Genomic DNA, 25860 nt, shown 5'->3' with positions numbered 1-25860 from the left:
GGGCGGCGGTCAGGCCGGCTCGGCCACCCGGCCCAGCCAGTGCGCCGCCTCGGCCCCGGTGAGCGCTCCGTCGACCGTCAGGGCCGCCGCCATCAGCGGGAACCGCCGGATGTTGTTCCAGCTCCGCTGGTACGGCGGCGGGTCCAGGACCACGACGCGGACGCCCTCGAAGAGCGGGATGTCCGCCGGGGCGCCCTCGTTCCAGATCCACTTGCCGTGCCCGTCGACCAGGTTGAAGCTGCCCACGACGGTGCCGCCGAACCGGTCCTCGGGCGCGTCCGTGGCCACCTCCACCCAGGCCGGGTCGACGGTCAGCCCCTCGATCAGCCCCCGCTCGGCCGGGCCGGCGAGCGCCCCGGCCAGCAGGGTGTGCAGCTGGAAGTTGTCGGCCACCCCGTCGATGGTGACCCACCAGCCCCGGCCCGTGGCCCGGTGCAGCACCAGCAGCCGCTCGCCGTCGAGCACCCGCAGCAGCCCCAGGACGCACTCCAGGTCGGGCCGCTCGCCGGCCAGCCCCGCCCCCGCCTCCAGCAGCCCCTCCCGGTGCGGGAACGAGGCGCGCACCGCCGCGGACTGCTGCAACAGGGTGATCACGGGCATCGCCCAGGTGCCGACCGCGTACCAGCCCTGCACCGCGTCGTGGGCGACGGCCTCGTCGTCGTACGCCTGGGTCAGGGCGGCCAGCGCCTCGTCCATCGTGGCAGGGTCGTCGGGGTCGGGCGGGGCGTCGTCGCCGCGTACCCGCTGCCAGCCGGAGCGGAAGCGGTGCGCGCCGGCCAGCGCGGCGGCGAGCCCGTCGGCCGCCGGGGCGACCAGCTCGTCGGGGCGGGCCCCCAGCTCGACCAGCGCGCCGCAGAGGACGGAGAACTGGCCGCCCGCGCCGGTGCCGAGCTGCGGCAGCAGCGCCACGCACCGGGGCAGCACCGCGTCCAGCTCCGCCACGGACGCCTGCTGCGCCGCCTGCCAGACCCGCGCCACGGCCCTGGTCATGGCGTCGCCGTCGCGCCCGCGCACGGCCGCCTCGACGTCGGCGACCCGGTCCGCCAGCTTCCCCCTGCGATTGAAGATCATCGGCGCAGCCTAGCGAGCGCGCCGGGCCCCGCACGGCCACGGCCGGGGTGGTGACGACCCGGCATCCGGCTCGCGGTCGCCGACCTGCGCGTGTCCGGACATGTGCGACACGTCACTGCCGGCGCGCCACGGGAAGCCGGTTCGGCGCGGCGCTCCAGGTGGCTCGGAGCCCGGGTCAGCGCGGCGCTCCGGGCGGGACGAACGGCAGCCCGGCCGGGGGGCCGGACTCGACCAGCCGCCACAGGGCCGTCGTGTCGAGGTGCTCCTCGACCAGGTCGCCGAGCAGGTCCAGGGAACGCTCGCGGGCGGCGGCGAAGCTGGTGTCCGGGGCCACCCGGAATCCGGTACGGCCGGCGAGGCGGGCCGCCTCGGTGAGGAAGCGGCGGCGGAACGCGTCGGACTCGAAGGCCCCGTGCCAGTGGGTGCCGCACACCGCGCCGAGCACGGCCCCCTCGCCGGTGCCGTCGTCGTACGCCAGCAGGGGCGGCAGCCCCGGGCCGGCCGACGAGACGTGCCCGTGGTGGATCTCGTACCCCCGGACGGGGACGCCCGGGTCGGCGGCGGCGGTGCCGGCGGCCTGCCGGACGGTCTTGCGCGCGGCGAAGGTGACCTCGACGGGCAGCAGGCCCAGCCCCGCAACGCTGCCCGCCCGGCTCTCCACCTCGTCGTGCACGGCCCGGCCGAGCATCTGGAAGCCGCCGCAGATGCCCAGCAGTGGCTTCCCGGCCGCCGCGTGCGCCGCCACGGCGTCGGCCAGCCCGGTCTGCCGCAGCCAGGCCAGATCGACCACGGTGGACTTCGAGCCGGGCAGCACGACCAGGTCGGCGGCGGCCAGCTCGGCCGGCTCCACGGTCAGCCGGACCCGGACGCCGGGCTCGGTGGCCAGCGCCTCCACGTCCGTGGCGTTGCTGATCCGGGGCAGCCGGACGACCGCCACGTCCAGCCACTCCGTGCCGTGCGGGGCCGCCGGCCGACCGAGCACCCGGCCGTACGCGAGCGAGTCCTCCGCGTCCAGCCACAGGTCGAGGTGCCAGGGCAGCACCCCGTACGTGGGGCGGCCGGTGACCCGGGCCAGCATGTCCAGCCCCGGCCGCAGCAGCCCGAGGTCGCCCCGGAACTTGTTGATCACGAAGCCGGCGACCAGCGCCTGGTCGGCCGGGTCGAGCAGGGCGACCGTGCCGAACATGGAGGCGAACACCCCGCCCCGGTCGATGTCGCCCACCACGATCGTGGGCAGCCCGGCGTGCCGGGCCAGTCCCATGTTCACGTAGTCCCCGGCCCGCAGGTTGATCTCCGCCGGGCTGCCGGCCCCCTCGCAGACCACCACCTCGTACGCCTCCCGCAGCTCGGCCAGCGCGGCGAACGCCGCCTCGGCGAGCCGGGGCCGCAGGGCGTGGTAGTTGCCGGCGGTGACCGTGTCGACGGCCTCGCCGAGCAGCACCACCTGGCTGGACCGGTCACTGCCCGGCTTGAGCAGCACCGGGTTGAACCGCAGGTCGGGGGCGATTCCGCAGGCCGCCGCCTGCATCGCCTGGGCCCGGCCGATCTCCCCGCCCCGCCCGTCCGGGCCGACCACCACGGCCGAGTTGTTCGACATGTTCTGCGCCTTGAACGGGGCGACCTTCACCCCGCGCCGGTGCAGCCAGCGGCAGATCCCGGCGGTGAGCACGCTCTTGCCCGCGTCGGAGGTGGTGCCGGCGACCAGCAGCCCCCCGCTCACCGGACGCCCCCGCCCCATCGGCCCGCCCTCGCCGCCGTGGTCCTCCTCAGCACGCTCCCCGCCACGGCAGTCCCCGCCGCCGCGGTCCTCCTCAGCGCGGTCCCCGCCGCCGCGCCGGCCAGCCGGCCGACCGTCACCGGATAGGCGGCGGCCAGCCCGAGCGCGGCCAACCCCACCGCCCCGGAGATCCGCGCCGCGCGCTTCAGGTGCCGCGCCTCCGGGCGCGGCCCGTCGCCGAGGTACGGCCGCACCTCCGACCGCCCGAAATAGACGTTGCGGCCGCCCAGCCGCACGCCGAGCGCGCCCGCCATCGCCGCCTCGCACTGCCCGGCGTTCGGGCTGGGATGGTCGTCGCGGTCGCGCAGCCACACCCGCCAGGCCCGTCCCCGGTCGCCGTGCGCCGTCGGGGCCACGGCGACGGTGAGCAGGCCGGTCAGCCGGGACGGCACGAGGTTGAGCAGGTCGTCGAGGCGGGCGGACGCGGTGCCGAAGCGGGCGTACCGGGGCGAGCGGTGACCGACCATCGCGTCGAGCGTGTTCGCCGCCCGGTAGCCGAGCAGGCCGGGCAGCCCGGCGACCGCCCCCCACAGCAGCGGGGCGACGACCGCGTCGGAGGTGTTCTCGGCAACGGACTCGACGGTGGCGCGCGCCAGCTCGGGCTCGTCCAGCGCCGACGGGTCCCGCCCGCACAGGTGCCCCAACCGGCGGCGGGCCGCCGGCACGTCCCCGCCACGCAACGCGCGGCCCATCACCGTCGCCTCGTGACGCAGGGTGCGCCCACCGAGCACCGTCCACGTCGCGGCGGCCGTCAGCACGGCCCGACCGAGGGGCCGATGCCGGGTGCCCACCGTCGCCGCCACTCCCACCAGCACCGGCACGCCCACGGCGAGCGCCGTGAACGCCGCGCCGGCTGCCCGGTCCGGCCGGTAGACGCGCCGCTCCAGCGCCCCGGCCGCCCGGCCGAACCCGGCCACGGGATGCCAGCGTCGTGGGTCGCCGAGGAGGGAGTCCAGCGCGTACCCCGCCACCAGCCCTGCCGCGTTAGCCACGGCGATCGACTGCCGCACCTGCCACCACCTCCGGCCGGCAGCCTAGCCGCCGCTCCCCAGCAGGGCGGCCTCATGCCGGCCGGGGCTCACTAGGCAAGATCATGTCGGGGAGATAGCGGTATCCCAACGCCCGGACACCCCCATCTCCCCGACATGATCACTTCTCCCGTCGGGGCGTCAGGCCGGCACGCCGGCCCGACCCCGCCCCCGCCGACCACGCCGGGTCGGCGTCACCCCGTCGAGCTCCCCGGTGGGCGGCGCGGAGCCGTCGGGTCCGGCCCCGGCGGACAACCCGTCGCGTCCGGCGGACGCCTCGCGGTGCCCGACGGACGACTGGTCCCGCCCGACGGACAACCCGTCGCGCCCGACGGACGACTCGTCGCGCTCGGCGGGCGGGACCAGGGCGCCACCGGACGGGGGCGGGCCGCCATCCGCCGCGCCCGCCTCGGCCGACTCCCCGTCGTCACCGAGCCCGGAGCCCTCGCCGGTGCCGGCACCGAACCCGGAGCCGGCGTCGAGGCCGGAGCCCTGCCCACGCCCGCCGTCGTCGCCGAGCCCGTCGTGGCCGGAGTCGTCGTGGCCGAAGTCGTCCTCGTCGGAGTCACCCTCGGAGTCGTCGTCCAGGTCGTCCCGCTCGTCGAGGTCGTCCAGGCCACGCGGGGCGTCGCCCAGCCGGTGCACCGCCCCCAGCCCGGGCGCAGCACCCAGCCCGTGCGCAGCCGCCGGGCCGTGGGCGGCGTCCACGACGCGCGGGTCGAAGGAGACGTGGGCCGGGACGAAGTCGTCCGGCTCGAAGTCCTCGTCGAAGGGGCGGCCCTCCGGCCCGCTGAGGGGCGGCCCGCTGGGGGCCTGCTCACGCGGGACCCGCTCGGTCGGCTCGCCGTGCACCCGGCTCTCCGCCTCGGCGTCCTCGACCGTGCTGGTGGCCACGTTCGGCCGGTTGCGCAGGAACCGGGCCCGCCCTCGGGACAGGTCGTGGCCGACGGCGACCGCCTCCAGCTCGTACACCGTGCGGTGGTTGCCCGCGTCGTCGGTCCAGTCACGGGTGTAGAGCCGGCCGACGACCACCACCGGGTCGCCGACCATCACGGAGGCCGCCACCCCCTCGGCCAGCTTCCGCCAGCAGTTGACGCGGACGCGGAGGCTGTTGCCGTCGACCCACCGGCCACTGCCCCGGTCGAGCCGGCGGGCGGTGGAGGCCACCTTGAAGTTGGCCACGAGCGTGCCGCTCTGGGTGGTACGCCGCCACTCCGGCGCCGTCAAGATGTTGCCGACGATCGTTACGTGGGTGTCGAACATCGTCCCTCCAGGGAAGAGATCGGGGTTGCCGTGGTGAGTCGACCCGCCGCCGACACTGGCCGCTCCGGCCCGCCCGTCGCCACCGTGAGGCCGCCACCTGTGGACAGGCCGGCGGCCTGTGGACAAAGACCTGATCAAGCCCGGATGTGCTAGACCCCGGCTGGGATGCCGCCCGGGCGGCCCCGTCGGAGGCGTTTCCGGACGGCCCGTGACTGGGTACAGATTCGATCAAGCGAGCACCACCGACGGCACGCCGTCCGATGAGAAAGGCCACGGGACATGACTTCCTGCCGACCCCGTACGACCGGTTTCGTCCGCACGGACGGCGAGGCGCTGCGATGAGCGCCGTGGCGAACCCCGCGACCGTGGCCGAGTGCCTGCGCGTCGGGGCCGGGTTCTCCCAGGGCGACCGGAACTGGATCGCCGAGCAGTTCGCCACCCTCGACGCCCGGCTCGCCGGCTTCCACGCCGACGCCACCGAGCTGGAGGTGTCGGTGAAGGACCGGGAGGCCCGGGGGCAGAAGGTCACCCTGGAGTGCTGGATCGCCGGCCGGCAGAAGATCGTCACCACCTCCGCCGAGGAGGACCTGAACGCCGCGCTCAACGACGTCCGCGACGACCTGCGCCGCCGGCTCAACGACGCCAAGACCCGGCAGGAGCCGCGCAACAACAAGCGGCTGCGCGACACCGGCCAGCCCGAGGCGGGCCTGCCCGACGCGGAGCTGGACGACACCGACGGCGACGCGCACCGGGTCGACGCCGAGACCGCCTGAGCCGACCCCCGTCGGGGAGGTGGTGTCCGCCACGGCGGTCCGCCATCTCCCCGGCGGGGCTACCGTCGGGTAGGCTGCGGGCGTACCGTCGCGGTCGTGGAACCGGATGTGCTGGGGCCGCCGTACGAGCGGCAGACGATCGACCTGGGCACCGACGACGAGGGCCCGGTCGTCGCGACCCTGGTCCGCCGCCGGGCCGACCGGCCGACCCGCCGCGCGGTGCTCTACGTGCACGGTTACGTCGACTACTTCTTCCAGACCCACGTGGCCGACTTCTTCGCGGAGCGGGGCTGGGACTTCTACGCCCTCGACCTGCGAAAGTACGGCCGCAGCCTGCTCGCGCACCAGACCCCGAACTTCTGCCGCGACCTCGGCGACTACTTCCCCGAGCTGGACGCCGCCGCGAAGATCGTCCGCACCGACGACGGCCACGACACCCTGCTGGTCATGGGTCACTCTACCGGCGGCCTCGTCATCTCCCTCTGGGCGCACGCCCGACGCGACGCCGGCATCGTCGACGGGCTGGTGCTCAACAGCCCCTTCTTCGACATCAACGCCCCCTGGGTGGTCCGCAGACCCCTCGCGGCCGCCGTCTCGCGCCTGGGCCGCAGCGCGCCGCGCCGCCGTCTCCCCTTCGGCCTCGGCACCGTGTACGGCGAGAGCCTGCACGCCGAGCATCGGGGCGAGTGGACGTACGACCTGGCGTGGAAGCCGCTCGCCGGCTTCCCGGTCCGGGCCGGCTGGCTGAATGCGGTCCGCGCCGGTCAGCGGCAGCTCCGCGCCGGCCTCGACATCCCGGTGCCGGTGCTGCTGGCCTGCTCGACCCGCACCTTCCGGGGCACGAAGTGGCACGACTCGGCGGCCCTCGCCGACGCCGTCCTGGACGTGGAGCACATGGTCCGCTGGGCCCCCCGCCTCGGCCGGCACGTGACCCTGGCCCGCTTCGACGGCGGCATGCACGACCTGACCCTCTCCGGCCCCGCCGTCCGGGAGCAGGTCTTCGTCGAGGTGGGCCGGTGGGCGGAGGCGTTCCTCGCCGCCGGCCCGACGCCCGAGCAGCCTGCCGACCAGCCGACGCCCACCGTGCCGGGCGACGATTCGACGCCCGGGCAGCAAGGCGGCGTGCCGTCGCCCGAGGTGCCGGTCAGCCGGTCGCCTGCGGAGGCGACCACGCAGAGCACGGGGGCCGCCGCAGCGGGCTGACCGGGTGAAACAGGGGTGCCCGCTGGCGGCGGGCCATGCGACGCTGAACGCGCGTCGACGGGCCGCCCCGTCGCGCCGGGCACCCCCGGCGCGGCGGTACCCTCTTGGCGCGAGACCCACCGCGCGCGCCCGTAGCTCAGCGGATAGAGCAGGGGACTTCTAATCCCAAGGCCGCAGGTTCGAATCCTGCCGGGCGCACAGCACTTTCTCTCAGCCGATCGAGCCGCGTGGGGCTATCCGTGGTGCGAGCGAGCTAGGTTTGCCGCGTGGCGAGTTCGAACGGACGCACGAAGCGGCAGCGCGGCGAGGTCGAGACCCTGCCCAGTGGGTCACTCCGCGTGAAGGTCTACGCGGGGGTAGACCCGATTAGCGGCAAGCGGCATTACCTGACCGAGGTCATCCCCGCCGGCCGCACCGCCGCCAAGGAAGCGGAGAAAGCACGCACCCGGTTGCTGGCCCAGGTCGACGAGCGGCGCAACCCGCGCACGCGCGCAACGCTCGACCAGCTCCTAGACCGATGGCTTGAGGTGGCCGACATTGAGGCCACCACCCGCATGGGGTACGAGAACAAGCTGGACAAGCACGTACGGCCGACGCTCGGCAAGCTGCCGGTCGGCCGGCTTGACGCCGAGACGTTGGAGTCGTTCTACGCGAGTCTGCGCCGCTGCCGGGACTGGTGCGGTGGCAAAGCGTTCGTCACGCACCGGGTGAAGGGCGAGCACACCTGTACCGCGAGATGCCGCCAGCACGTCTGCAAGCCGCTCAGCCCATCGTCCGTACGACAGATCCACTGGATCCTGAGCGGTGCGCTGAGTCGGGCGGTGCGGTGGCGCTGGATCGCGGTCAACCCTGCCGCACAGGCTGAACCACCCGCCCCGCCGCACCCCGACCCGCAACCGCCGAACCCGACCGACGCCGCCCGCATCATCACCGAGTCGTGGCGCGACCCGGACTGGGGCGCGTTGGTCTGGCTCGCCATGACCACCGGTGCCCGACGGGGCGAGTTGGCCGCGCTGCGCTGGCATCACCTCGACCTGGCCGCCGGCGTGCTGACTCTCCGGCGGAGCGCCTACCTCGACGCCGACGGCGCGCTACAGGAGAAGGACACCAAGACCCACCAGCAACGCCGAGTCGCCCTCGACCCCGAGACGGTCGCCGTACTTGCCGAACTACACGCGCGGTACGTCGACCGCCTGGCGCAGCTCGACGCGACGGCCGACCCGGCCGACTACGTCTTCTCCCCCGAGCCGGACAACAGCCGCGGCTACCGCCCCGACACCATCACCCAGCGATACGGTCGGCTCGCCAAGCGGCTCGGCATCGACAGCCACATTCACGCCCTGCGCCACTACTCGGCAACCGAGCTGATCAATGCCGGTGTCGACGTGCGTACCGTCGCCGGCCGGCTCGGTCACGGTGGCGGTGGCACCACCACTCTCCGGGTCTACGCCGCGTGGCTGTCGGAGTCCGACCAGCGGGCCGCCGGCACCCTCGCTGCCCGGATGCCTACGCGCCCGACCTCGCCCACGCTACCGAGCAGCCCGTACCGAGTCATTGCCGAAGGACTACGCGAGCAGATCCGCACCGGGAGCCTCAAGCCGGGTGACCCGCTTCCTTCGGTCGCCGAGTTGGCTGCGGCGCATGGAGCCTCAGTCGGTACCGCTCACCGCGCAGTGGCTCTCCTGGCAGCAGACGGCCTGGTCAACGTTGCCCGAGGTCGCCGGGCGACCGTCGCAGGACAGCCCGACGGGTAGCCGCGACGAGTCTCCCTCCCTCAAGCACGATGTATCCACTCTGCCGACAATGGTTTAGGAAGGCGACAGTGAAGTGATCTCAGCGACTTTCCGGTAGGCCGGAGGCCGCCCGCAGGGGCAGGCCGCGAGCGCAACGACTATCCCCGCCTTGCAAAGATCAAGACTTCTTTCGGCCAGCGTCGGCGACTGTCGCTGACCTGCCCGCTGTGTCGCCCAAGGTCGGCCCCGGACTATGTCCGTCGGCCGGCTTGGCTGTACGGATGGCTGTACAGCCAAGCCTCGACAGAGCAGCGGATTAAGAGTGCTGACTCTCGATCCTGGCTGGTCGTGCTGGCCTCGCCTTGTCGTGTTCATCCGACGATGCCTGGGTGCTCGTCTTGCGGCCCGTTGGGGGCGGCCCTCAAGGCCGCAACGCTGGCCTTGCAAAGATCGAGACTCCTTTCGACCTATGTCGTTGACCATGTCTGCCGGGCCGTCGTGGATCCTCCGGTCGGCCCCAGACGGTGCCTGTCAGCCAACTTGACAGCACGGATGGCTGTACGGCCGATCCTGCGCGCTCCAACCAAGCAGCAGCCGTTTCCTTACGCAAGCAATTTCGCTACCATCAATCCGAGGACCCGCATCCCGCCAGCTCAGCTGGCCACGCGAAGGCGGAAGACACATGACCAACAGGGGAAAGCGCAGAACGCGACCCAACAACCAATTTGGCGAAGTCAAAGACTTCTCTGAAGAAATACCAACTCAGCGAAAAGTCCGGACACCAACAGCAACGCCACCATTCATGCGCCTTCTTTCATTCACGCGCGACCACGGCATGGATCCCTTGGTCGCCATCCCCCTCATAGGGGCATTACTAGCCTCGTTCAAAATATTTGTCGTCTCGGCGGGCGATAGGGCAACATTTTTGCATCTCGCTAAGACACTTAACATTCAGGGATTGCTAGTATCAGTCCTAACCCCCATAGTGTGGATGCTCTCCCTGGCGGCCCTAATAGCATGGACGATCTGGTTTCCCGCACACAAGCTCACGAGAGCCAAGAAGTCCGGTTCAGAAGAATTCGTATCACCATTAAGGCTGGCCGCCAGCGGAAGCGCTCTTCCTATAATCGGGACAGCATTTTTCCTCCTGCCGGCAATAATGGTTATCCTTGCCACATTCTTGGGAATACTGTGGGGGGCTTATTCATTGGTAGATGCAGGTAGCGACAGGGAAAGCACTTCATGGCCAAAGGGGGCCACATCGACCATCCTCCCAATGATTCTCGTGGTATTTCTAAATGAAATAGTTTCAGGATCGATGTGGCTGCCGGCAGAATCCGCAAATATTGGCCCAAGTGTCAAACCGAGCAAGATATACGCGTTACAGCAGAGTGAAGACCAAATCACTTTTCTCGACGCGACAGCAGGCAAGGTTCGTACGATACCCCTGTCCGAGCTCAAGTCACGTCAGACTTGCGACGATCTGCCGCAGTGGGCTAATCGCCCACTTCTCAAACTACGCAAAGGTACGACTTCCTACTCACACGATCGGTGCCCATAAACACGACTGGCTACTGACGTTGCAGCGGCAGAAGGCCCGACCTGAGCTCAACTTGCTGCCATCCCGTCTGCCATCGACCCACACAGGCCGGAGCATCCCGACCATCCCGGAGCCGGAGTTCCCGGCCGAAGGCGGTCTTTCTAGCCTGCATCCGCGGCGCAACCCGCCGACGTTTCGGCCACTGGATCCGGGCAGCTCGTCGGGTGCCGCTACGCCGGTCAGACGGGCCCTCGCTGCCGGTGACTCTCGGGATTCAGGGTGTCGGCGTGGTTTGCGGGCCGGTTGACCTTCCGCCCCGGCTCCGCAGGCAGCCGGGGCGGCGGCTCCGCAGGAGCCGATTGCCGCGCCCCGACCCGCGCCGCGCGGCGCTCTTGATCCAAGTACAGGCCAGCTCGCCAACAGGTCACAGTCAGGCTCGACCCCATGTTCACCAGGAGACATCCCCGTGCATCCCTGGCGGCTCCTTCTCGGCATGATGGTCCAATGCGCTTGCTGGTTCTCGGCGGAACCTGGTTCGTAGGCCACACGATCGTGACAGCCGCCCTCGACTCAGGGTGGGAGGTGACCACGTTCAACCGGGGCTCCACCGGGCCGGACGTTGACGGCGTACACGCGATCCGAGGGGACCGGACGCAGCCGGCCGACGTCGATGCCCTGGCCGCCGCCGGGCCGTGGGACGCCGTGGTGGACACCTCGGGCTACGTACCGAGGAACACCCTCGACGTGGCTCGCGCGCTGGATCCCGTCGCCGGCCGGTACGTCTTCATGTCGACGGTGAGCGTCTACCGGGATTGGCCGGTGAAGCCGCTCAGCGAGGAATCCGAGGTGCTCTACTGCCCACCGGATGCCGGGCCGGACTACGGCACCGACACCGAAGACGGACCGACGCAGTACGGCTACCAGAAGTCGGGGTGCGAGGCTGCCGCACTGGCCGCGTTCGGCCCGGATCGGACAACGGTCCTACGGCCCGGTGTGGTGCTTGGTCCGCGCGAGTACGTCGGCCGGCTGCCCTGGTGGCTGCGCCGGGTCGCTGCCGGCGGGACGGTTCTCGCACCGGGCTCGCCGGATCGGTCGATTCAGCCCGTCGACGTCCGCGACCTGGCCGCGTTCGCCTTGCGTACCGCCGCCGAGGGCATCTCCGGCGCGTTCAACGTCTGCGCCCCCGTCGGCGAGGCCACGTTCGGGGAGCTGCTCGCGTCGTGCGCCGACGCGACCGGCGCCGCACCGCAGTTCGAGTGGGTGCCGGATGACGTGCTTCTCCACCAGGGCGTGCGGCAGTGGTCCGAGCTGCCGCTCTGGCGCACCTTCGAGGGTGTTTGGCGAGTTGATCCGTCCCGCGCTCACCGAGCCGGCCTGTTCTGCCGGCCGCTGGCCGAAACTGTCGCCGACACCTGGCGGTGGCTGGTCGAGACCGGGGAGGTAAGCGCCCACGACCGGGCCAACGAGATCGGGCTCAGCCGTGACAAGGAAGCGCGGGTGCTCGCCGCGTGGCGAGCGTCAGGAGAGCGGACGGGCTGACGTCTCCGCGAGCCAGACGGAGATTCGTTCGGCGAGTTGCTGCGCTTCCGAGTCCTCACGCCACGCGGGCGTGGTCAGTAGCCGACCGACCTTCTCCAGCCGCCCGGTCAGCGACACGTTCCGCTTCTGCGCCGGTAGGTCGAGAACGCCTTGCAACGCTTCGGCCGCGCCGTCTCGGTCGCGCATGTGCAGGTGAGCAGCGGCCACGTCGATCTGCGTCCCGTTGATCTGGGAGTACGGACGGCGGGACAGCGGCAGCGCTTCGTAGACCTGCAACGCCTCACGGGCGTACTTCGCCGCCTGCTCGCCGTTGCGCAGATCCAGCCAGGCCGCCGCCGCGCACGCCGCCGCTCTGGCTTCCCCGAATGCGAACTCGCCGCCGATCGACCGGCTGAGATCATCGGGACGGGAAGCCGCCATATCCCGATCACGCCGGGCCGCTTCCAATACCCCGGCAACCGATTCCGCGTCGGCCAGCAGCGCGTGAGAGCGGGAAGCGATGTATCGGAGCCGGAGTCTCGGCTCACCCTCGGGAGCCGCACGCATCGCGCGAGCGAAGTAGGTCAGTGCCGCATCGGGTTCGTTGCGCCAGTTCGCCAACGTCATTTGCAGTCCGTACGTCCACGCCTTGAGCGAAGCGTGCCCGGCAAGGTCCGCGTACTGGGTGGAAGCCCGCGCGAGCGCCGCCGAGTCGTTCCAGTGCCCGAGATCGAACGCGGTGGACGCCATGAGCGCCGTCCCCTGGCCGACGATGACGTACAGGTCAGCGAGGTCGCCCGGCCTGCGGGTACGCTCAGCCAGCTTCCTGGCCTCATCCCGCAGACGACGGGCGCTGGTGAACGTGTCGAACGCGGCCATCCCCCCGGCACGCGCCAGCAGCGCCATTTCCTCCTGTAACGACTCGATCGATTCGGCTCCGACCGGGCCGCTGGTCAACAGAGGATCATTGACAACAGAATTCGCGGCGTCACTCACAACGTCGAGAACGACGTTTCCGGTACGAGGAATTCCGGATTGCTTGAGCGAATCCGAAACCATACGGAAGAAGCGATCCCGCACCGCATCGGATACCCGGTCCAGCGCCGCAGTAAGAATCTCCTGATTGGAGTTTCCGGGCACGGTGTCCGGCCGACTATGCCAGTAGGCGACGGTTCTGACCGCGATTCCCAGCCACGTCGCGAAGCTCTCGTTCGTCATACCCGATGCCGACTGGAGAAGACAAGCCAGAGCGCCGGTCCACCGCTCGATCCTCGTCATTTCCGTCTCCCGTGGCTGAGGGTTGCACTGCCTTGCCGGGCCTTGCACTCAACTTGCGTCGCCGAAGCGCCTTCCATCGATTTCACTGGTTCCAGACGGCAAGAGCAAGCCCCGATGGTTCAGGAGATCAGGTTGAGCACCGTACGCACGATCACCCACCACCCGCGCCCCCGCTTCCACTCCGTGTCGGAGGTTGCCACCATCCTCGGCATGTCGGAGGTGACGCTGTACCGAGCGATCCACGCTGGGCAGTTCCCAGCCATCAAGGTCCGTGGCCGACTGGTCATCCCCGCTCGGGTCCTCGACGACATGGAGGAATCCGCGCTCACCACCGGCCTGGTCAACGCCGAGGACTACACGCGACGGAAGGCCAGCTGACCGCCCGCCCTCACCGAGCCGCGCGCTTGGGGCCGGGAGGCGCGGCGGGCACGTCGTTCTGCCGCGCGAGCTTCCGGATGTACGCACCGCTGAAGGGCGACAGCCGCTCAACTTCGGTCGGCCCCACGCCCTGCCGGAGCGCGGCAACGACAGCCGCGACCACGGCCTCACGCGCCGCTTCATGGGCCGCTTCGGTACGCCGATAGCGCTTCGTAGCTGCTGAAAGTTCGTCCCGAGGGTCAGTCACCCGAACAACGTTACCGCTACCCACTTGCGCAACCTCGCCGCGTATCGCTACCTTGTTGCGCAACAGAGAATCGCATCTCTGAATCGAACCCCTTCTAGATCGAAAGGACAGCCGACGTGGCTGAGCCGCAGAGACACCCCGAAGAGTTCCGGGAGCCGAGCACCACCGACCTCGCCGCGATCGAGCAGGAGATGCCGCTGATCGAGGCAGAGGTGATGTTGCTCGACGCTCAGATCACGCTCCTGTTCAGCGACGCCGTACCGAGCGAAATGGACTGGCAGCGGTTGCGCCGCGCACAGCGCCGGGTGCTCCGCGAGGCGCGGGCCCTGCTCGCGGTACGCGGTGTTCCGGTTCCGCGAGTCGCGTGATGACCGTCGCCCCTCGGCTGCCGTCCCACCTGCTGACCTGCACCGAGCCGGCCTGCTCTCCCCAGTCGATTGGAGGTGCCCCGTGACCTGGCTGCTTCTGCTGCTGATCCTGCTCGGCGGTCCCGCCGTGATGCTCGCCCCGTTCGCCATCGGGCACGCGCTGAACCTGCCGACCCCGAAGATGAAGGAGACCCGGCGATGACCGACCGCAAGAGCCACCGCGCGGTGATGGCCGAGCTGCTGTTGCTCGCCGCCCCGACCAGCATCCGTGTCCACAGCGACGGCAGTTCCATGGCGATCACGTTCGGGTCGGTCGGCGAGCTGCGTGCCTGGCTCGACGCCGCCGGCCTGAACGCCCCGAACCTGCTGACCGCCGAGCGTGAGCGCGTCAACAACGACGGTCGCCCGGTCCGGTCCCTGAACGCCTACCCGACGTGGCACGGCTGGGAGATCTACGCCGACGCCACCGACTACCTCGACGTGTCGCCGCTGGACACGGCCACCGCCGACGCGCTCGCCGCCGTGGCGGTGGGCTGATGCCCCCCGCCTGCTGCATCTGCGACCCGGTGGCCTGCGCCGCTGACGACACCGGCGAGCACTGCATCGAGCAGTCCTGCGGCGCGTGCCTGCACGGCTGTCCCGCCCCGGACGGCCAGTGCTGCACCGCCCCCACCACTACCCGAAAGGACGACACCCGATGACCGCCCCCACGATCAACGGCACCCGCTACCCGCAACCCGTGGACGAGTTGCTTCCGGCGGCCCGGAAGCTCGCTCACGAGCTGGACGCGCTGCCGTCGCGTAACCGGCTGATGAAGCGGTTCCGGATCGGGTCGGAGAAGGCCAACGAGCTGCTGACCCGGTTGCGGGAGGAACGCGCCCAGCAGGACCGGGCGGACTCGCTGCACGCCGCGATGGTGCTCCGCGGCAGCCTCGCCGACCGGCCGGTGCTGGTCCCGGTCGACCCCACCCCGGACACCGACACCGACGGGACGGACCCGGACACGCCCGAGCGGCCCGAGCAGACCGCACCGGACCCGACCCCCGCCCCGCCGCCGGTGGCCGGGTCGCCGGCTGAGCAGGTCAGCATGGTCGAAAGCCCGGGTACCAAGATTCGGCCCGCGCGGTCGCGTCGGGCGGTGGTGTGGCCGGTGATCCTGCTCGCCCTGCCCGCGTTCGTCGCCATCTGGGGCGGCTGGGTCGGCCTCGGCAAGCTCACCGGGTTCGGGAAGGTCAACCTCCTGCCCGGCATCGGGTCCGGGTGGGTCATCGACACCGCCATAACCCTCCCGATCGGCGTCGAGACCTACGGCGCGTTCGCCCTCTACGTGTGGCTCTCCGGCCGCGTACCCGCACGGGCGGCCCGGTTCGCCAAGTGGTCCGCCCTCGGCTCCCTCGCCATCGGCGCACTCGGCCAGGTCGCCTACCACCTGCTGATCGCCGCCGGAGTCACCTCGGCCCCCTGGTGGATCACCACCCTCGTCGCCTGCCTACCCGTCGCCGTACTCGGCATGGGCGCGGCCCTCGCGCACCTGATGCACGCCGACGACTAGCTACGCCCGGCGGCACGGCCCCTGGCCTGGAAACCCATGCCGTGCCGCCGGCCCTCACTCCTCCTGATGGAAGGCGAGACCTCTGATGGTGCCAGACACCAGCTTCCTGACCACTGAACTGGCCACCGTGCGCGCCGAGCTGGTGCGCGTGGACGCGAAAGCCTCGACGCTGCTCACGCTCGCCGGCACCGCCCTCACCGTCGGCCTGGCCGTGCTGGCCCGCGCCGACCTGCCCGCACCCGCCCTCCCCACCGGAGCGATAACGGTCACGGTGATCGGTGTCGCGGTCGCCCTGTTGGCGTGCGCGGTGCGTCCGTCGCTCGGCGGCGGGCATGGCCCCGACCGCTACGCCGTCAGCGCCCCGGGTGACCTGATGACCGACGCCGCGTTGCCGCCGCTGAGCATGGCGTCGCTGCGGGCGCACGAGCTGGTGTGGCTGTCACGCACGACGGTGGCGAAGTACCGCCGCGTCCGTACCGCCGTCGACCTGCTCCTGTGCGGCCTGGCCGGCACCGCGGTCACCGCCGCCCTGGTCCTGCTGCTCGGCTGACCGGTCACCCGGCCGTGCTCACCCGCACCCCGGAAGGGGTTCGGGTGGGTGCGGGGGCCGACCGGCCCACCTCACCTGTTTGCGCCGGGCGCGGCGCACGCCTGAGAAACGTTCCGCGCCCGGCCCTCCACGAAGGAGAACCATCAGCATGGCAGGCACCCACGATCAGCGTGGCATCTTCACCGGCGCCGACGCCCTCACCGACAACGTCGCCCTGTCCCAGTGGTTCAACGACACCCGCCGGATCCTGCACGCCGCCGCCCTGGAGCTGGGCGTGACCGCCTCCGAGCTGGACGCCCGGCTTCGGGCCGTCTCCGGCGGGGTGGTAATCGGCGGACTCACCGGCCGGGCGCGCGCCCGCCAGGTCGCCAAGCCCATCACCCACGCTTCCGATGCCCTGGTGGTCGCGTCGCAGTACATCGTGACCGCGTCGACCCGCTTCGAGGCCGTCTACCTGCCCGAGCTGGAGGCCGTCGGCCACCGGCCCCGCAAGTCCGACTTCCGCTTCACCAACGGCGGCGGGGGTGGCCGATGAAGCGGCCCCGCCCGTCCCGGATGCCCCGCAACAGCGGCCTGTCCCCGATGACCTACGGCGTCGATCTGCGCTCGGCGCTCCTGCCCTACCTGGCCTGCCCCACCGGCTGCCTGCTCGCCTGGCCGGCCGCCGCCGCGTCGCACCACTGGTGGGGCAGCAACCCGTGGGCCGCCGCCGGCATCACCGCCGCCGGCGGCGGACTCACCGCGCTGACCTGGGCCACCGGCCGGGCGCGGGGTGTCATCCGGCAGCGGGTGGCGACCCTGCTCACCGCGTCCGGGTCGGTGTGGGCCCTCGGGGCGACCATCGGCGCACCCTGGGAACGGCCGTGGCTGGACATATGGGCCGGCGGCACCGTCGCCGCCTCGGTCGCGGTCGCGGTCATGCGGCTGATGGCGAAGGCCAACCCCGACGAGCAACCCGCCCGCACCACCGGAGGCGGGCTCGCCGAGGCAGTCGCCGCGCTACGCGACGCCCGCATCGGCCGACCGAAGATCGACGGGGCGAAGGTCAAAGCGTCGATCACCATGCCGCACGGCGACACCCTCTCCGACGTCGAGGGCTCCCGCGAGTCCATCGCCTCCGCCCTCGACGTCGCCCCGACCGCCGTGCGCGTGCACCGCGACCCCGACAGCGTCCGTAGCGGCCGCATCGAAGTCGTGCCCGTCGACCAGCTCCGCGACACGATCCCGTGGGCCGGCCCGTCCGCCCCCGGCCGATCGGTTGGGGACGCTCCGCTTCGCTTCGGCATCGCCGAGGATGGCGAGCAGGTCGGGTTGTGGCTCACCGGCCGGCCCGGCGTCCGCCCCGCCACCCACGTCCGGGCGACCGGCATGACGGGTTCGGGCAAGACCGAATGGGCCCTGGTGGTCATGACCGACTACCTGACCCGCACCGACGGCGCGCTCATCGTCGTCGACACCGTCAAGCGGGACCAGACCATCAAGCCGGTCAAGGCCGGGCTGACGTTGCTGGTCACCGAAGACGACCACGCGGAAGCGTTCTTCGACGTCCTCGCCGAGCAGGTCATCCCCGCCCGCACGGAGGCATTGGGCCGGGAGGACCTGACCGAGTGGATGCCGGGATGCTCGCTGTCGCACCTGACGGTGTGGGTGGAGGAGTCGGCCGCGTGGTCCGGTCACCCCGCGCTGGTGCAGGTGGCCGAACGGGCACGGTCGGCCGGCATCTCCCTCGTGCTGTCCCAGCAACGCTGGACCCACGACCGGGCCCCGACCTCCCTCCGCAGCCAGTTCGCTACGAACGTGTGCTTCGGCATCGACAGCCGCGACGACCCGTCGTTGGCGCTGTCCGGCGAAACCGTCGACGCCGGAGCCTCCCCCGAGTCGTGGGGCAGCAGCAAACCCGGCTACCTCTACATCGAGTCGCCCGGCATCCCCACCGGCCGGTGGCCGATCCCCTGCCGCTCGGAACTCGCCCAGCGCGCCGACCTGGCCGCCGCGGTCACCGGCTGGACCGCCGTCCGCCGTCCGCTCGACCCGGTCACCGCGCGTGCTCTCGCGCCTGTCATGCCCACCGACACCGTCAAGCCGTCACCCGGCCCCCAACCGGCCGCCGACGACGATGAGGACCAGGAGGTGCCCGCCATGGCCGCCCGCCCCGGCGTCAACCCCAACGACCCGCCCGACGACGTCGACCCCTCACACGAACTCGACACCACCCCCACGCCGCGCCGGTTCTCCCTCGCTCTGCCCCAGCAGTCCAGCCCCGAGCATGCCCGCGCGATCCTGCGCGAGCACATCACCGCCCTCGCCGCCCAGGGACACACCGAGGTGCGACCGGCCGACCTGGGTGACGTGCTCGCCGCGACCGGCTACACGGCCAAGTGGCTGTCCAAGGCCCTCGCCGAACTCACCGCCGGTAACCAACCGCTGCTGATGGCCATCAACCGCAACGGCCGGTACCGCATCCTGCGCACCGCCTGACGCAGCCCTGTCGGGGCCGTGGAATCCACGTGGAATCCACACCGATTCCACGGCCCCCACCTAGACAAACCCGCCGTGGAATCCACGTGGAATCCACGGCCGGCCGACCACGCCCACAACCAGGGAGCAGCCATGAACCCGGCCGCCGTAGCGCTCGCCGCCCTCGCCCTCGGCACCATCCTCGGCATCACTCTCGGTATCCCCCTCGGCCGCCGCGTCGAACGCATCGCGTGGCACGCCGACGCCGCCCTCACCCGCGCCCGCGTCACCGGCTGGCTCATCCGCGACCTCACCGCCGCCGCCCTCACCGCCGCCGCCGTCATCACGGTCGCCGGCTTCGTGATCTGGGCGCTGCTCACCCACCGCCGCTGACCCCGCCCGCACCCACCGATCGGAGGCACCATGTCCCACCTCGACCTGCTCGCCGCCGCACTCGCCCACGCCGCACGCGGATGGCACGTCTTCCCGCTGCGCCCCGACGACAAGCGGCCCGCGTTTCCCAACCACGCCGCCGACCGGTGCGACCGCACCGACCCCCGCTGCCGCGCCGCCGGCCGGCACCTCGGCTGGGAAGCCCGCGCCACCACCGACCCCGACCGCATCCGCCGAGCATGGTCGGTCCGACCGTACGGAATCGGCCTCGCCTGCGGACCGTCCCGGCTCGTGGTGGTCGACCTGGACGTGCCCAAGCCGGGTCAGATCCCGCCGGCCGACCATGACCTGTGCGGCGACGGCGTGGACGTCTTCGCCACCGTCTGCCACCAGCACGGCCAGCGCATCGAAACCACGTACACGGTGACCACCGGGCGAGGCGGCACCCACCTCTACTACCGCCACCCTTCCAGCGGGCCGACGCTGCGAAACACCGCCGGGGCGCTCGGGTGGCTGGTCGACACCCGCGCCCACGGCGGCTACGTCGTCGCCGCCGGCAGTACCGCCCACGGCCGGCGCTACACCGTCGCGCTCGACGTCGATCCCGCCCCTCTGCCCGACTGGCTCGGCCAGCTCATCGCGCCCGCCCCGCCGCCGGCCCGGCAGGCGGTCACGGTGACCCTCGACGTCGACCGGCGCGGCCGGTACATCTCCGCCGCGATCCACCGGCAGGTGGCGCACCTGACCTCCGCGCCGGAAGGCCGCCGCAACCACGCCTTGTTCGCGTCCGCCGTCGCCCTCGGGCAGCTCGCCGCCGGGGGCGCGCTCACCGACGACGACGTCACCGCGGTTCTCGAACCCGCCGCCCTGTCCATCGGGCTGCGGCCGGGTGAGATCGCCCGCACGATCGCGTCCGGCCTACGGGTCGGCGCGCGGCAGCCTCGGGTGGTGGCGGCATGAGCGCCCCCCGGTTGCAGGTTGGTTCAGGGCCGGAAACCATCCGGGTCCTCAAGGCCGCGCTGGTCGACGGTGTCCTACCTGACACGTACGTGTCGGCCGGGTCGCTGGTCCACATGGAAGCCGTCTCCGGTGGCCTGACCACCGGCCCTGACGACGATTCCCCGCTACCCGTCGCCGCCAGTGCGGTCACCCCGGCCGGGCTCGCCGGGCTGCTCGCCGAGCACGCCTACGTGTACCGGCTCAAGACCCGCAAGGGCGACGGCGGCAATCCGGAGGTCTTCGAGGAGGAGGTGACCCCGCCGAGGGAGATCCTGTCGTCCGTGCTCGCGGCGAAGACGTGGCCGAACGTGCCGGCGCTGCGCGGGATCATCGGTGCCCCGGTCCTGCGCCGCGACGGCACCCTGTTGCAGCGCCCCGGCTACGACCCGGCCACCGGCCTCTACCTTGCGTCGAAGGTCGCCCTGCCGCCCGTGCCGGATGAGCCCACCGCCGAGCAAGTGCGGGAAGCACGCGCGTTCCTGCTCGGCCGGTTCCTGCGCGACTTCCCGTGGGCCAGCGCCGCCGACCGAGCCAACTACGTGGCCCTGCTGGCCACGCCGATCCTGCGGCACTTCACCCGCTCGCTGACGCCGTTCGCGCTGATCGACGCGACCATGCCATCGTCCGGAAAGACCATCCTGACCGCTGGTCCCGGCATGCTCTACGGACAGCGGATCATGCCGTGGGCGTACTCCGACGAAGAGCTACGCAAGTCCATCACCGCCGTACTCGCCGAACAGGTGGGGGTGGTGATCTGGGACAACCTCGCCGAGGGAACCGTCATCGACTCCGCCGTGCTCGCCCAGCTCGTCACCACCGGCGTGTGGTCAGATCGGCAGCTCGGCGTGTCCCGCAACGTCGCCACCGTCAACGACCGGCTGTGGATGGCCACCGGCAACAACCTCCAGGTCGGTGGGGACATGGCCTCCCGCACCGTCCGCGTCCACCTCGACCCGAACATGCCCCGCCCCGAGCTGCGGGACCAATCCGGGTTCGGCATCCCGCACCTCGACCAGTGGATCACCGACCCCGCCAACCAACTCACCGTCCTGTGGCACCTCCTGGTCCTCGTCCTCGACTGGACCCGCCAGGGAGCACCACGGGTAACCGGGGTGTCGATGCGGCAGTTCACCCCGTGGGCGCAAGCCCTCGGCGGGTTCCTCGCCCACCACGGCATCGACGGATTCCTCACCAACGCCACCAACGTCCGCGAGATCGACGAAGACGAGACGCGCTGGCGCGCGTTCCTCACCACCTGGCACGACCGCCACGGCAGTCGAGCGATGACCGCCGCCGACCTACGCCGAGACGCCGAGCCGATGCACCTCGGCAGCGACATCAACGACCCGTGGGACGGGCAGTTCATCACCACCCACGCCGGACGCCTACCCAACCCGCTGCAACTCGGCCGGTTGCTCACCGGGCAGGCCGGACGCTGGCGCGGCAACCACGTCGTTCGAGCCGGCAAACACGAGCGCGGTAACCGGGCCGTCTTCTGGGTCGAGCAGCACGACGCTTGAACCCGCTGAACCAACTCGGCAGCTCGGCAACTCGGCGAAACCGGCCAGCTAGCAGGGCAAAGAGACTGCCGAGATTAGACCGGTCGACCAGATTCGATCTCGGCAACTCGGCAACCTTCTGCCGAGATGAAACCCGGTTGCCGAGTTCACGCCGCAGAACCTGAACGATCTCGGCACGCGCGTTTTCGCAGGTCAACAGCACCCTTGCCGAGATGCCGAGATGCCGAGATGCCGAGATGGTTCAGCCCTCCCCACAACAACCACCGACCACCCGCCGCCGACCGGTACGGCACTCACGAGCAGGACCCCTCTCTTGTAAGTCCTGGGCGCTCCGTCCGGCAGTGTCCGTCCGCGTTCGCGGCCTCGGGCGACTATCCGTGCCCGGCCACTGTCGGCTGTCCATGTAGCGTCTTGTCGCAATCACCGTGGCTGTCGACAGCATCCATTAGGCAGCGGTCCCACGCTCAGGCATCGCCACGCTTTGCGGCCTCTGGGCCCACGGGGCTGGCCTAGCGATGCGCCTGTCCGTGCTCATCGCCATCGACCGCCTGTCCCTGCTCCTCATGGGCTTGCTTCACTGGCGTGCGCCAGCAGGATCTCAGTAGCCTCGGCCGCCGCCGGCTAGCTACTATGCCCGACAGCCTCGTCGCGCATGACATGGGCTGACAGCCTCGTGCGGCCTCAGGGTGCCCCCGGCCAACCGAGCGATGAGTCGGACGTCGGAAAAGTCCGGGTAAGCAGGCTTGCCCGTGCTAGCGCCTCACTTGGTAAGGAAGGTCAAGATTGTGCTGAAGAAGCAGACTGAAGCACTGAGACTAGCTGAAGATCTTCTTGAGGACATCGAGCTTAGTCGAGTCGACGCCGAGAATTTGCTACTCAAAGCTTCTCGGCTCGCCCGATTGATCGGCGACGAGGATAGCCTGCAATGGCTGCAACTAGAACTAAATGGCTACACCTTCAATCAATCGACGCGCCCACACCTGAAGCGTTCGGGTCGAATATACAAGAACGAAAAGGGTGAAGAGCGGGCGAAGACAGGGAGCCTTGGGGCGATTGCTGCAAGCATCAAATCCCTAGAGGGAATGTTGAGCACTCTCCACACACCCAGCCTTAGCGGCGAACATTTGAGCACCGCACTGAATGCCCATTACCGAAACGTAGGCCAGGTCACGAGCAGCATTGCCGAACTGTCCGCCATTCGCTCTGCCGTAATCGCAAACCTATACGAAATCGCGACCCGAACGTATCATGAACTGCTCTTCAGTGAATCACAAGGAGAGCTGTTCGAGTCGACTCGGCAGCATATCGACTCGATGCTCGCCCCATTGAGCGGCACAGCACTCACGAAGGTTGAGTCGATCATCGAGCGCCTGGATGCTGGCGACCCTGAAGCCATCAGCCAAGCCATGAGCACATGCCGACGCCTTATTGACAGCTTTGCTGATGCTGTATTCCCTCCACAGGAAGAGCCGATTCAGCATGGAGAACAGAAGGTCGACGTACGCAAGTCAAACGTACTGAACCGGATTGATGCCTTTGTCCGACAATGCACCAGCAGCAAGAGTCGCCAAGGTCGCCTTCGGCAGGCGATGCGAGGAATATATGACCGAGTCTCCACCGGAATTCACAATGACGTGACACTCTCAGAAGCGAGGTATCTGTTCCTCGAAACATATGTTCTACTCGGAGAGATTCTGTCCCTCAAAACACCATCACCTACACAGATCTCGTAGGCAAGCCACGTTGTGGCTACCATCCCGTCTGCCATCGAGCCGCCCCTGGGAACGGGCGGGGGTTTACTCGGCTTGCCTGGGTCGATGGCAGGTGGGATGACCTACCGCAATTACCGACGGCCGCGGCTCACCGACGGAGCCCTGGCCATCCTGGAGCCAGAGCGCCCCCGCCGGAGGCGCAGTAGCCACAGCCCGCTATCGCCGCCAGATCGCGAACGCGGCCGGCGTGCGCTCCCCTGCGCCGCGCGGGCTTGTGGGCCGCGCGGCCCGGCCTGCTGCCGGCCCACCCCTGACGGTTAACGGCCTGTCGTTCTGCGGCGGCCCCGCGGGCTCCCCCGCTTTCGCGCCAGTCGCCGGCCGTTCTGCGTGGCCGGAGCGGAGCAACAGCGAAGTGCAGGCCGCGCACCCCTGGCGGCGGCGCGTGCGGCCCGTTCAGGGCCGCCGTGAAGACGTGCAGAAAGTTGAATCACACCGGCGGCTACCCATCGATAGACTACCGTCAGTCACCACTTCGCTCGGCCCCACCTTGGCTGGCCGTGGTGCTATTCGTGGTGCGGAATGCAGGTCAACAGAGCAACCAGGGATAGCCAGAGCAAGAGTTTGTGCAGCTAGCGAAGCTGATGAAGTCAGGGATCGGAACGTGAATGCCACTTCTAATCCCAAGGCCGCAGGTTCGAATCCTGCCGGGCGCACCTCCACCACCACAGGCCACCGGCCCGGTGCCCATGATCAGGACAGCCGGGCCGACGCCGACACCGTCACCCGGTGCCCGCCGCCTCTCCCGCCGGTGAGCCAGCCTTCGGTGTGGCCTGACCGATGATTCTCCCGCGCCGTGCTGGTCTGTATGCCGAAGTACGGACCCACGGGAGGCTGGCACGATGCGGAAACTGACCTTCGGCATGAACCTGAGCCTGGACGGCTACATCGCCGCGCCCGGCGACGACCTCGGCTGGAGCGCGCCGAACGACGAGCTGTTCCAGTGGTGGTCCGACCGGGTGGGGGCGACGGGCACGGGGCTGTACGGGCGCAGGCTGTGGGAGACGATGAGTTCCCACTGGCCGTCCGCCGACCAGCGGCCGGGTGCCACCCCGGCGGAGGTCGAGTTCGCCCGTCGTTGGCGGGACATGCCGAAGGTGGTGTTCTCCTCGACGATCAGCACGGTCGACTGGAACGCGCGTCTGTTCGCCGGCGACGCGGTCACCGAGATCGCGCGGCTCAGGGCCGAGGACGGCGGCTCCCTGGACATCTCCAGCCCCACCCTCGCCGCCGGGGCCATGCGCGCCGGGCTGATCGACGAGTACACGCTCGTCACCCACCCGGTCCTGCTGGGCGGCGGCAAGCCGTTCTTCACCGCCCTCGACAACTGGGTGAACCTGACCCTGGTGGAGACCAGGACGTTCCCTGGCGGCGTGGTGCTGACGAGGTACGAGACCAGGCGCTGAGCACAGCCACAGACTCGGGTCCGACGGAGCGCCGCACCACAACGCAGGCGCGACGCCGACGTGCCCGGTCACGCGCCCGCCGATAGTTGCCGGGCGGCGCGACCGGGCCTCGGCCCATGACGGGTCAGTGCGCGTCGCCGGACAGGGAGGTGCGCCGCTGTGACGCCATGACCAGGGAGTAGACGTTCTCGCGGAGTTCGCCGAAGAGCGCCGTCTGCTTGGTCGCGATCTGGTCGCGGGGCCGTTCCAGCTCGACCGGCAGGTCCTCGACGACGACGGACGGCCCCTGCGACAGCACGACCACCCGGTCGGACAGGTAGACGGCCTCGTCGATGTCGTGGGTCACGAACAGCACCGTCGTGCCGGTCTCGGCCCAGACCTTGAGCAGCAGGTCCTCCAGGCTGGCCCGGGTCTGGGCGTCCACCGAGGCGAAGGGCTCGTCCATGATCAGCATCTCGGGCCGTACGGCGAGACCCCGCGCGATGGCGACGCGCTGCTGCATGCCGCCGGAGAGCTGCCACGGGTGCAGCGCCGCGGCGTGGGCCAGGCCCACCATCTCCAGTGATTCCCGTACGCGGTCGCGGATCTCGGTGCGGGGCAGCCCGCGGTCCCGCAGGGGCAGGGCGACGTTCTTCTCGACGGTGAGCCAGGGGAACAGCGACCGGCTGTAGTCCTGGAAGACGACCGCGACGCCGTCCCGCGGGCCCGACATGCGGTCCCCCCGGAACATGACGCTCCCGGTGGTGATGGGCAGGAGTCCGGCGATGCACATCATGAGGGTCGTCTTGCCGCAGCCGGAGGGGCCGACGACCGACACGAACTGGCCGGCGTGCACGGCGAAGTCGATGCTGCGGACGGCGAGGACGTCGCCCTTGCGCGAGGGGTACGACTTGCCGAGTTCCTGCACGGCCAGCACGGGCGTGTCGGTGCCGGGGCCCGGTTGGTGCGGTTGGATCGTCACGGACTTCATCCGGGACTCCTCTACGTGGTGTCGTCGTTGTCGTCGGCGGCTCGGGAGTTTGGCGGCAGGGAATCGG

23 protein-coding genes, 1 tRNA gene and 1 pseudogene are annotated in these 25860 nt (G+C 70.5%); 18 read left to right on the top strand and 7 right to left on the bottom strand.

Features of this window, described 5'->3' with window-relative positions; translation table 11 throughout:
• Window positions 1-9: 9 nt before the first annotated feature.
• The 4 genes and pseudogenes from HDA31_RS04675 to ssb form a co-directional block, all read right to left on the bottom strand.
• Complete coding sequence (locus tag HDA31_RS04675) at window positions 10-1071, bottom strand: hypothetical protein (protein WP_178066166.1); 1062 nt, start codon at window positions 1069-1071, stop codon at window positions 10-12.
• Window positions 1072-1246: 175 nt separating this feature from the next.
• Window positions 1247-2791 carry a cobyric acid synthase gene (locus HDA31_RS04670; RefSeq protein ID WP_178066167.1) on the bottom strand — a complete coding sequence of 515 codons (1545 nt, stop codon included), beginning with the start codon at window positions 2789-2791 and terminating at the stop codon, window positions 1247-1249.
• On the bottom strand, window positions 2788-3846 hold the full coding sequence (locus tag HDA31_RS04665; protein WP_376701437.1) for a cobalamin biosynthesis protein: 1059 nt from the start codon (window positions 3844-3846) through the stop codon (window positions 2788-2790). Before HDA31_RS04665 ends, HDA31_RS04670 begins: the two co-directional genes overlap by 4 nt.
• 851 nt (window positions 3847-4697) lie before the next feature.
• Window positions 4698-5139 (bottom strand): annotated as a pseudogene (ssb, locus tag HDA31_RS04660) (single-stranded DNA-binding protein); the annotation flags it as partial.
• A 338-nt stretch (window positions 5140-5477) separates the two neighbouring features.
• Between ssb and HDA31_RS04655 the strand changes: the two are divergent.
• The 6 genes from HDA31_RS04655 to HDA31_RS04630 all read left to right on the top strand — a co-directional run bounded on the left by HDA31_RS04655 (window position 5478) and on the right by HDA31_RS04630 (window position 11927).
• A complete protein-coding gene (locus HDA31_RS04655) occupies window positions 5478-5912 on the top strand; it encodes an HPF/RaiA family ribosome-associated protein (RefSeq protein ID WP_178066169.1) in 435 nt (144 codons plus the stop codon).
• Between the two features lie 96 nt (window positions 5913-6008).
• Window positions 6009-7115 (top strand): alpha/beta hydrolase, encoded by a 1107-nt coding sequence (locus tag HDA31_RS04650; protein WP_178066170.1) that lies wholly within the window; start codon window positions 6009-6011, stop codon window positions 7113-7115.
• 125 nt (window positions 7116-7240) lie between these two features.
• Window positions 7241-7313, top strand: a tRNA-Arg gene (locus tag HDA31_RS04645).
• Window positions 7314-7381: 68 nt separating this feature from the next.
• On the top strand, window positions 7382-8869 hold the full coding sequence (locus HDA31_RS04640; protein ID WP_178066171.1) for a tyrosine-type recombinase/integrase: 1488 nt from the start codon (window positions 7382-7384) through the stop codon (window positions 8867-8869).
• A gap of 661 nt (window positions 8870-9530) precedes the next feature.
• Window positions 9531-10409, top strand: coding sequence for a hypothetical protein (locus HDA31_RS04635; RefSeq protein WP_178066172.1), 879 nt, complete (start codon window positions 9531-9533; stop codon window positions 10407-10409).
• A gap of 483 nt (window positions 10410-10892) precedes the next feature.
• Window positions 10893-11927: an NAD-dependent epimerase/dehydratase family protein gene (locus HDA31_RS04630; protein WP_178066173.1), complete on the top strand. Its 1035-nt coding sequence runs from the start codon at window positions 10893-10895 to the stop codon at window positions 11925-11927.
• Here the strand turns inward: HDA31_RS04630 and HDA31_RS04625 are convergent.
• Window positions 11907-13184 (bottom strand): hypothetical protein, encoded by a 1278-nt coding sequence (locus HDA31_RS04625; protein WP_246384107.1) that lies wholly within the window; start codon window positions 13182-13184, stop codon window positions 11907-11909. The genes HDA31_RS04630 and HDA31_RS04625 overlap by 21 nt on opposite strands.
• Before the next feature lie 132 nt (window positions 13185-13316).
• On the opposite strand from HDA31_RS04625, the gene HDA31_RS04620 reads away from it, so the two are divergent.
• Window positions 13317-13562, top strand: coding sequence for a helix-turn-helix domain-containing protein (locus HDA31_RS04620; protein ID WP_246384109.1), 246 nt, complete (start codon window positions 13317-13319; stop codon window positions 13560-13562).
• Window positions 13563-13572: 10 nt separating this feature from the next.
• Here HDA31_RS04620 and HDA31_RS04615 read toward each other — a convergent pair whose 3' ends face one another.
• Window positions 13573-13809, bottom strand: coding sequence for a hypothetical protein (locus HDA31_RS04615; RefSeq protein ID WP_178066175.1), 237 nt, complete (start codon window positions 13807-13809; stop codon window positions 13573-13575).
• A 116-nt stretch (window positions 13810-13925) separates the two neighbouring features.
• Here HDA31_RS04615 and HDA31_RS04610 point away from each other — a divergent pair, with 116 nt between their 5' ends.
• The 11 genes from HDA31_RS04610 to HDA31_RS04560 all read left to right on the top strand — a co-directional run bounded on the left by HDA31_RS04610 (window position 13926) and on the right by HDA31_RS04560 (window position 24823).
• Window positions 13926-14177, top strand: a complete 252-nt coding sequence (locus HDA31_RS04610) for a DUF6284 family protein (RefSeq protein ID WP_178066176.1) — start codon at window positions 13926-13928, stop codon at window positions 14175-14177.
• Window positions 14178-14375: 198 nt separating this feature from the next.
• The gene (locus tag HDA31_RS04605) at window positions 14376-14714 is read left to right on the top strand and encodes a hypothetical protein (protein WP_376701358.1); all 339 of its coding nucleotides are present in this window, start codon (window positions 14376-14378) and stop codon (window positions 14712-14714) included.
• Window positions 14715-14874: 160 nt separating this feature from the next.
• Window positions 14875-15729: an ABC transporter permease gene (locus tag HDA31_RS04600; protein WP_178066177.1), complete on the top strand. Its 855-nt coding sequence runs from the start codon at window positions 14875-14877 to the stop codon at window positions 15727-15729.
• Window positions 15730-15814: 85 nt separating this feature from the next.
• Entirely contained in the window at window positions 15815-16279 is a 465-nt protein-coding gene (locus HDA31_RS04595) for a Pycsar system effector family protein (RefSeq protein WP_178066178.1), read from the top strand.
• Between the two features lie 148 nt (window positions 16280-16427).
• Complete coding sequence (locus tag HDA31_RS04590; protein ID WP_043966229.1) at window positions 16428-16814, top strand: TraA-like protein; 387 nt, start codon at window positions 16428-16430, stop codon at window positions 16812-16814.
• Window positions 16811-18757 carry an FtsK/SpoIIIE domain-containing protein gene (locus tag HDA31_RS04585; RefSeq protein WP_246384110.1) on the top strand — a complete coding sequence of 649 codons (1947 nt, stop codon included), beginning with the start codon at window positions 16811-16813 and terminating at the stop codon, window positions 18755-18757. Before HDA31_RS04590 ends, HDA31_RS04585 begins: the two co-directional genes overlap by 4 nt.
• 132 nt (window positions 18758-18889) lie before the next feature.
• On the top strand, window positions 18890-19129 hold the full coding sequence (locus HDA31_RS04580; protein ID WP_178066179.1) for a hypothetical protein: 240 nt from the start codon (window positions 18890-18892) through the stop codon (window positions 19127-19129).
• 30 nt (window positions 19130-19159) lie between these two features.
• Entirely contained in the window at window positions 19160-20089 is a 930-nt protein-coding gene (locus HDA31_RS04575) for a bifunctional DNA primase/polymerase (RefSeq protein WP_178066180.1), read from the top strand.
• Entirely contained in the window at window positions 20086-21648 is a 1563-nt protein-coding gene (locus HDA31_RS04570) for a hypothetical protein (protein WP_178066181.1), read from the top strand. The genes HDA31_RS04575 and HDA31_RS04570 overlap by 4 nt, the downstream gene beginning before the upstream one ends.
• Before the next feature lie 785 nt (window positions 21649-22433).
• Window positions 22434-23381, top strand: coding sequence for an AbiTii domain-containing protein (locus HDA31_RS04565; protein ID WP_178066182.1), 948 nt, complete (start codon window positions 22434-22436; stop codon window positions 23379-23381).
• A gap of 878 nt (window positions 23382-24259) precedes the next feature.
• The gene (locus HDA31_RS04560; RefSeq protein ID WP_178066183.1) at window positions 24260-24823 is read left to right on the top strand and encodes a dihydrofolate reductase family protein; all 564 of its coding nucleotides are present in this window, start codon (window positions 24260-24262) and stop codon (window positions 24821-24823) included.
• Window positions 24824-24947: 124 nt separating this feature from the next.
• Here the strand turns inward: HDA31_RS04560 and HDA31_RS04555 are convergent, their stop codons facing one another.
• Window positions 24948-25793 (bottom strand): ABC transporter ATP-binding protein, encoded by an 846-nt coding sequence (locus HDA31_RS04555; RefSeq protein ID WP_178066184.1) that lies wholly within the window; start codon window positions 25791-25793, stop codon window positions 24948-24950.
• Window positions 25794-25860: the final 67 nt, after the last annotated feature.

It is taken from the genome of Micromonospora carbonacea, from assembly GCF_014205165.1.
GTDB lineage: Bacteria > Actinomycetota > Actinomycetes > Mycobacteriales > Micromonosporaceae > Micromonospora > Micromonospora carbonacea.
Note: the sequence above shows the minus strand (reverse complement) of the source record. Positions and strands in the feature narration are given on the sequence as shown.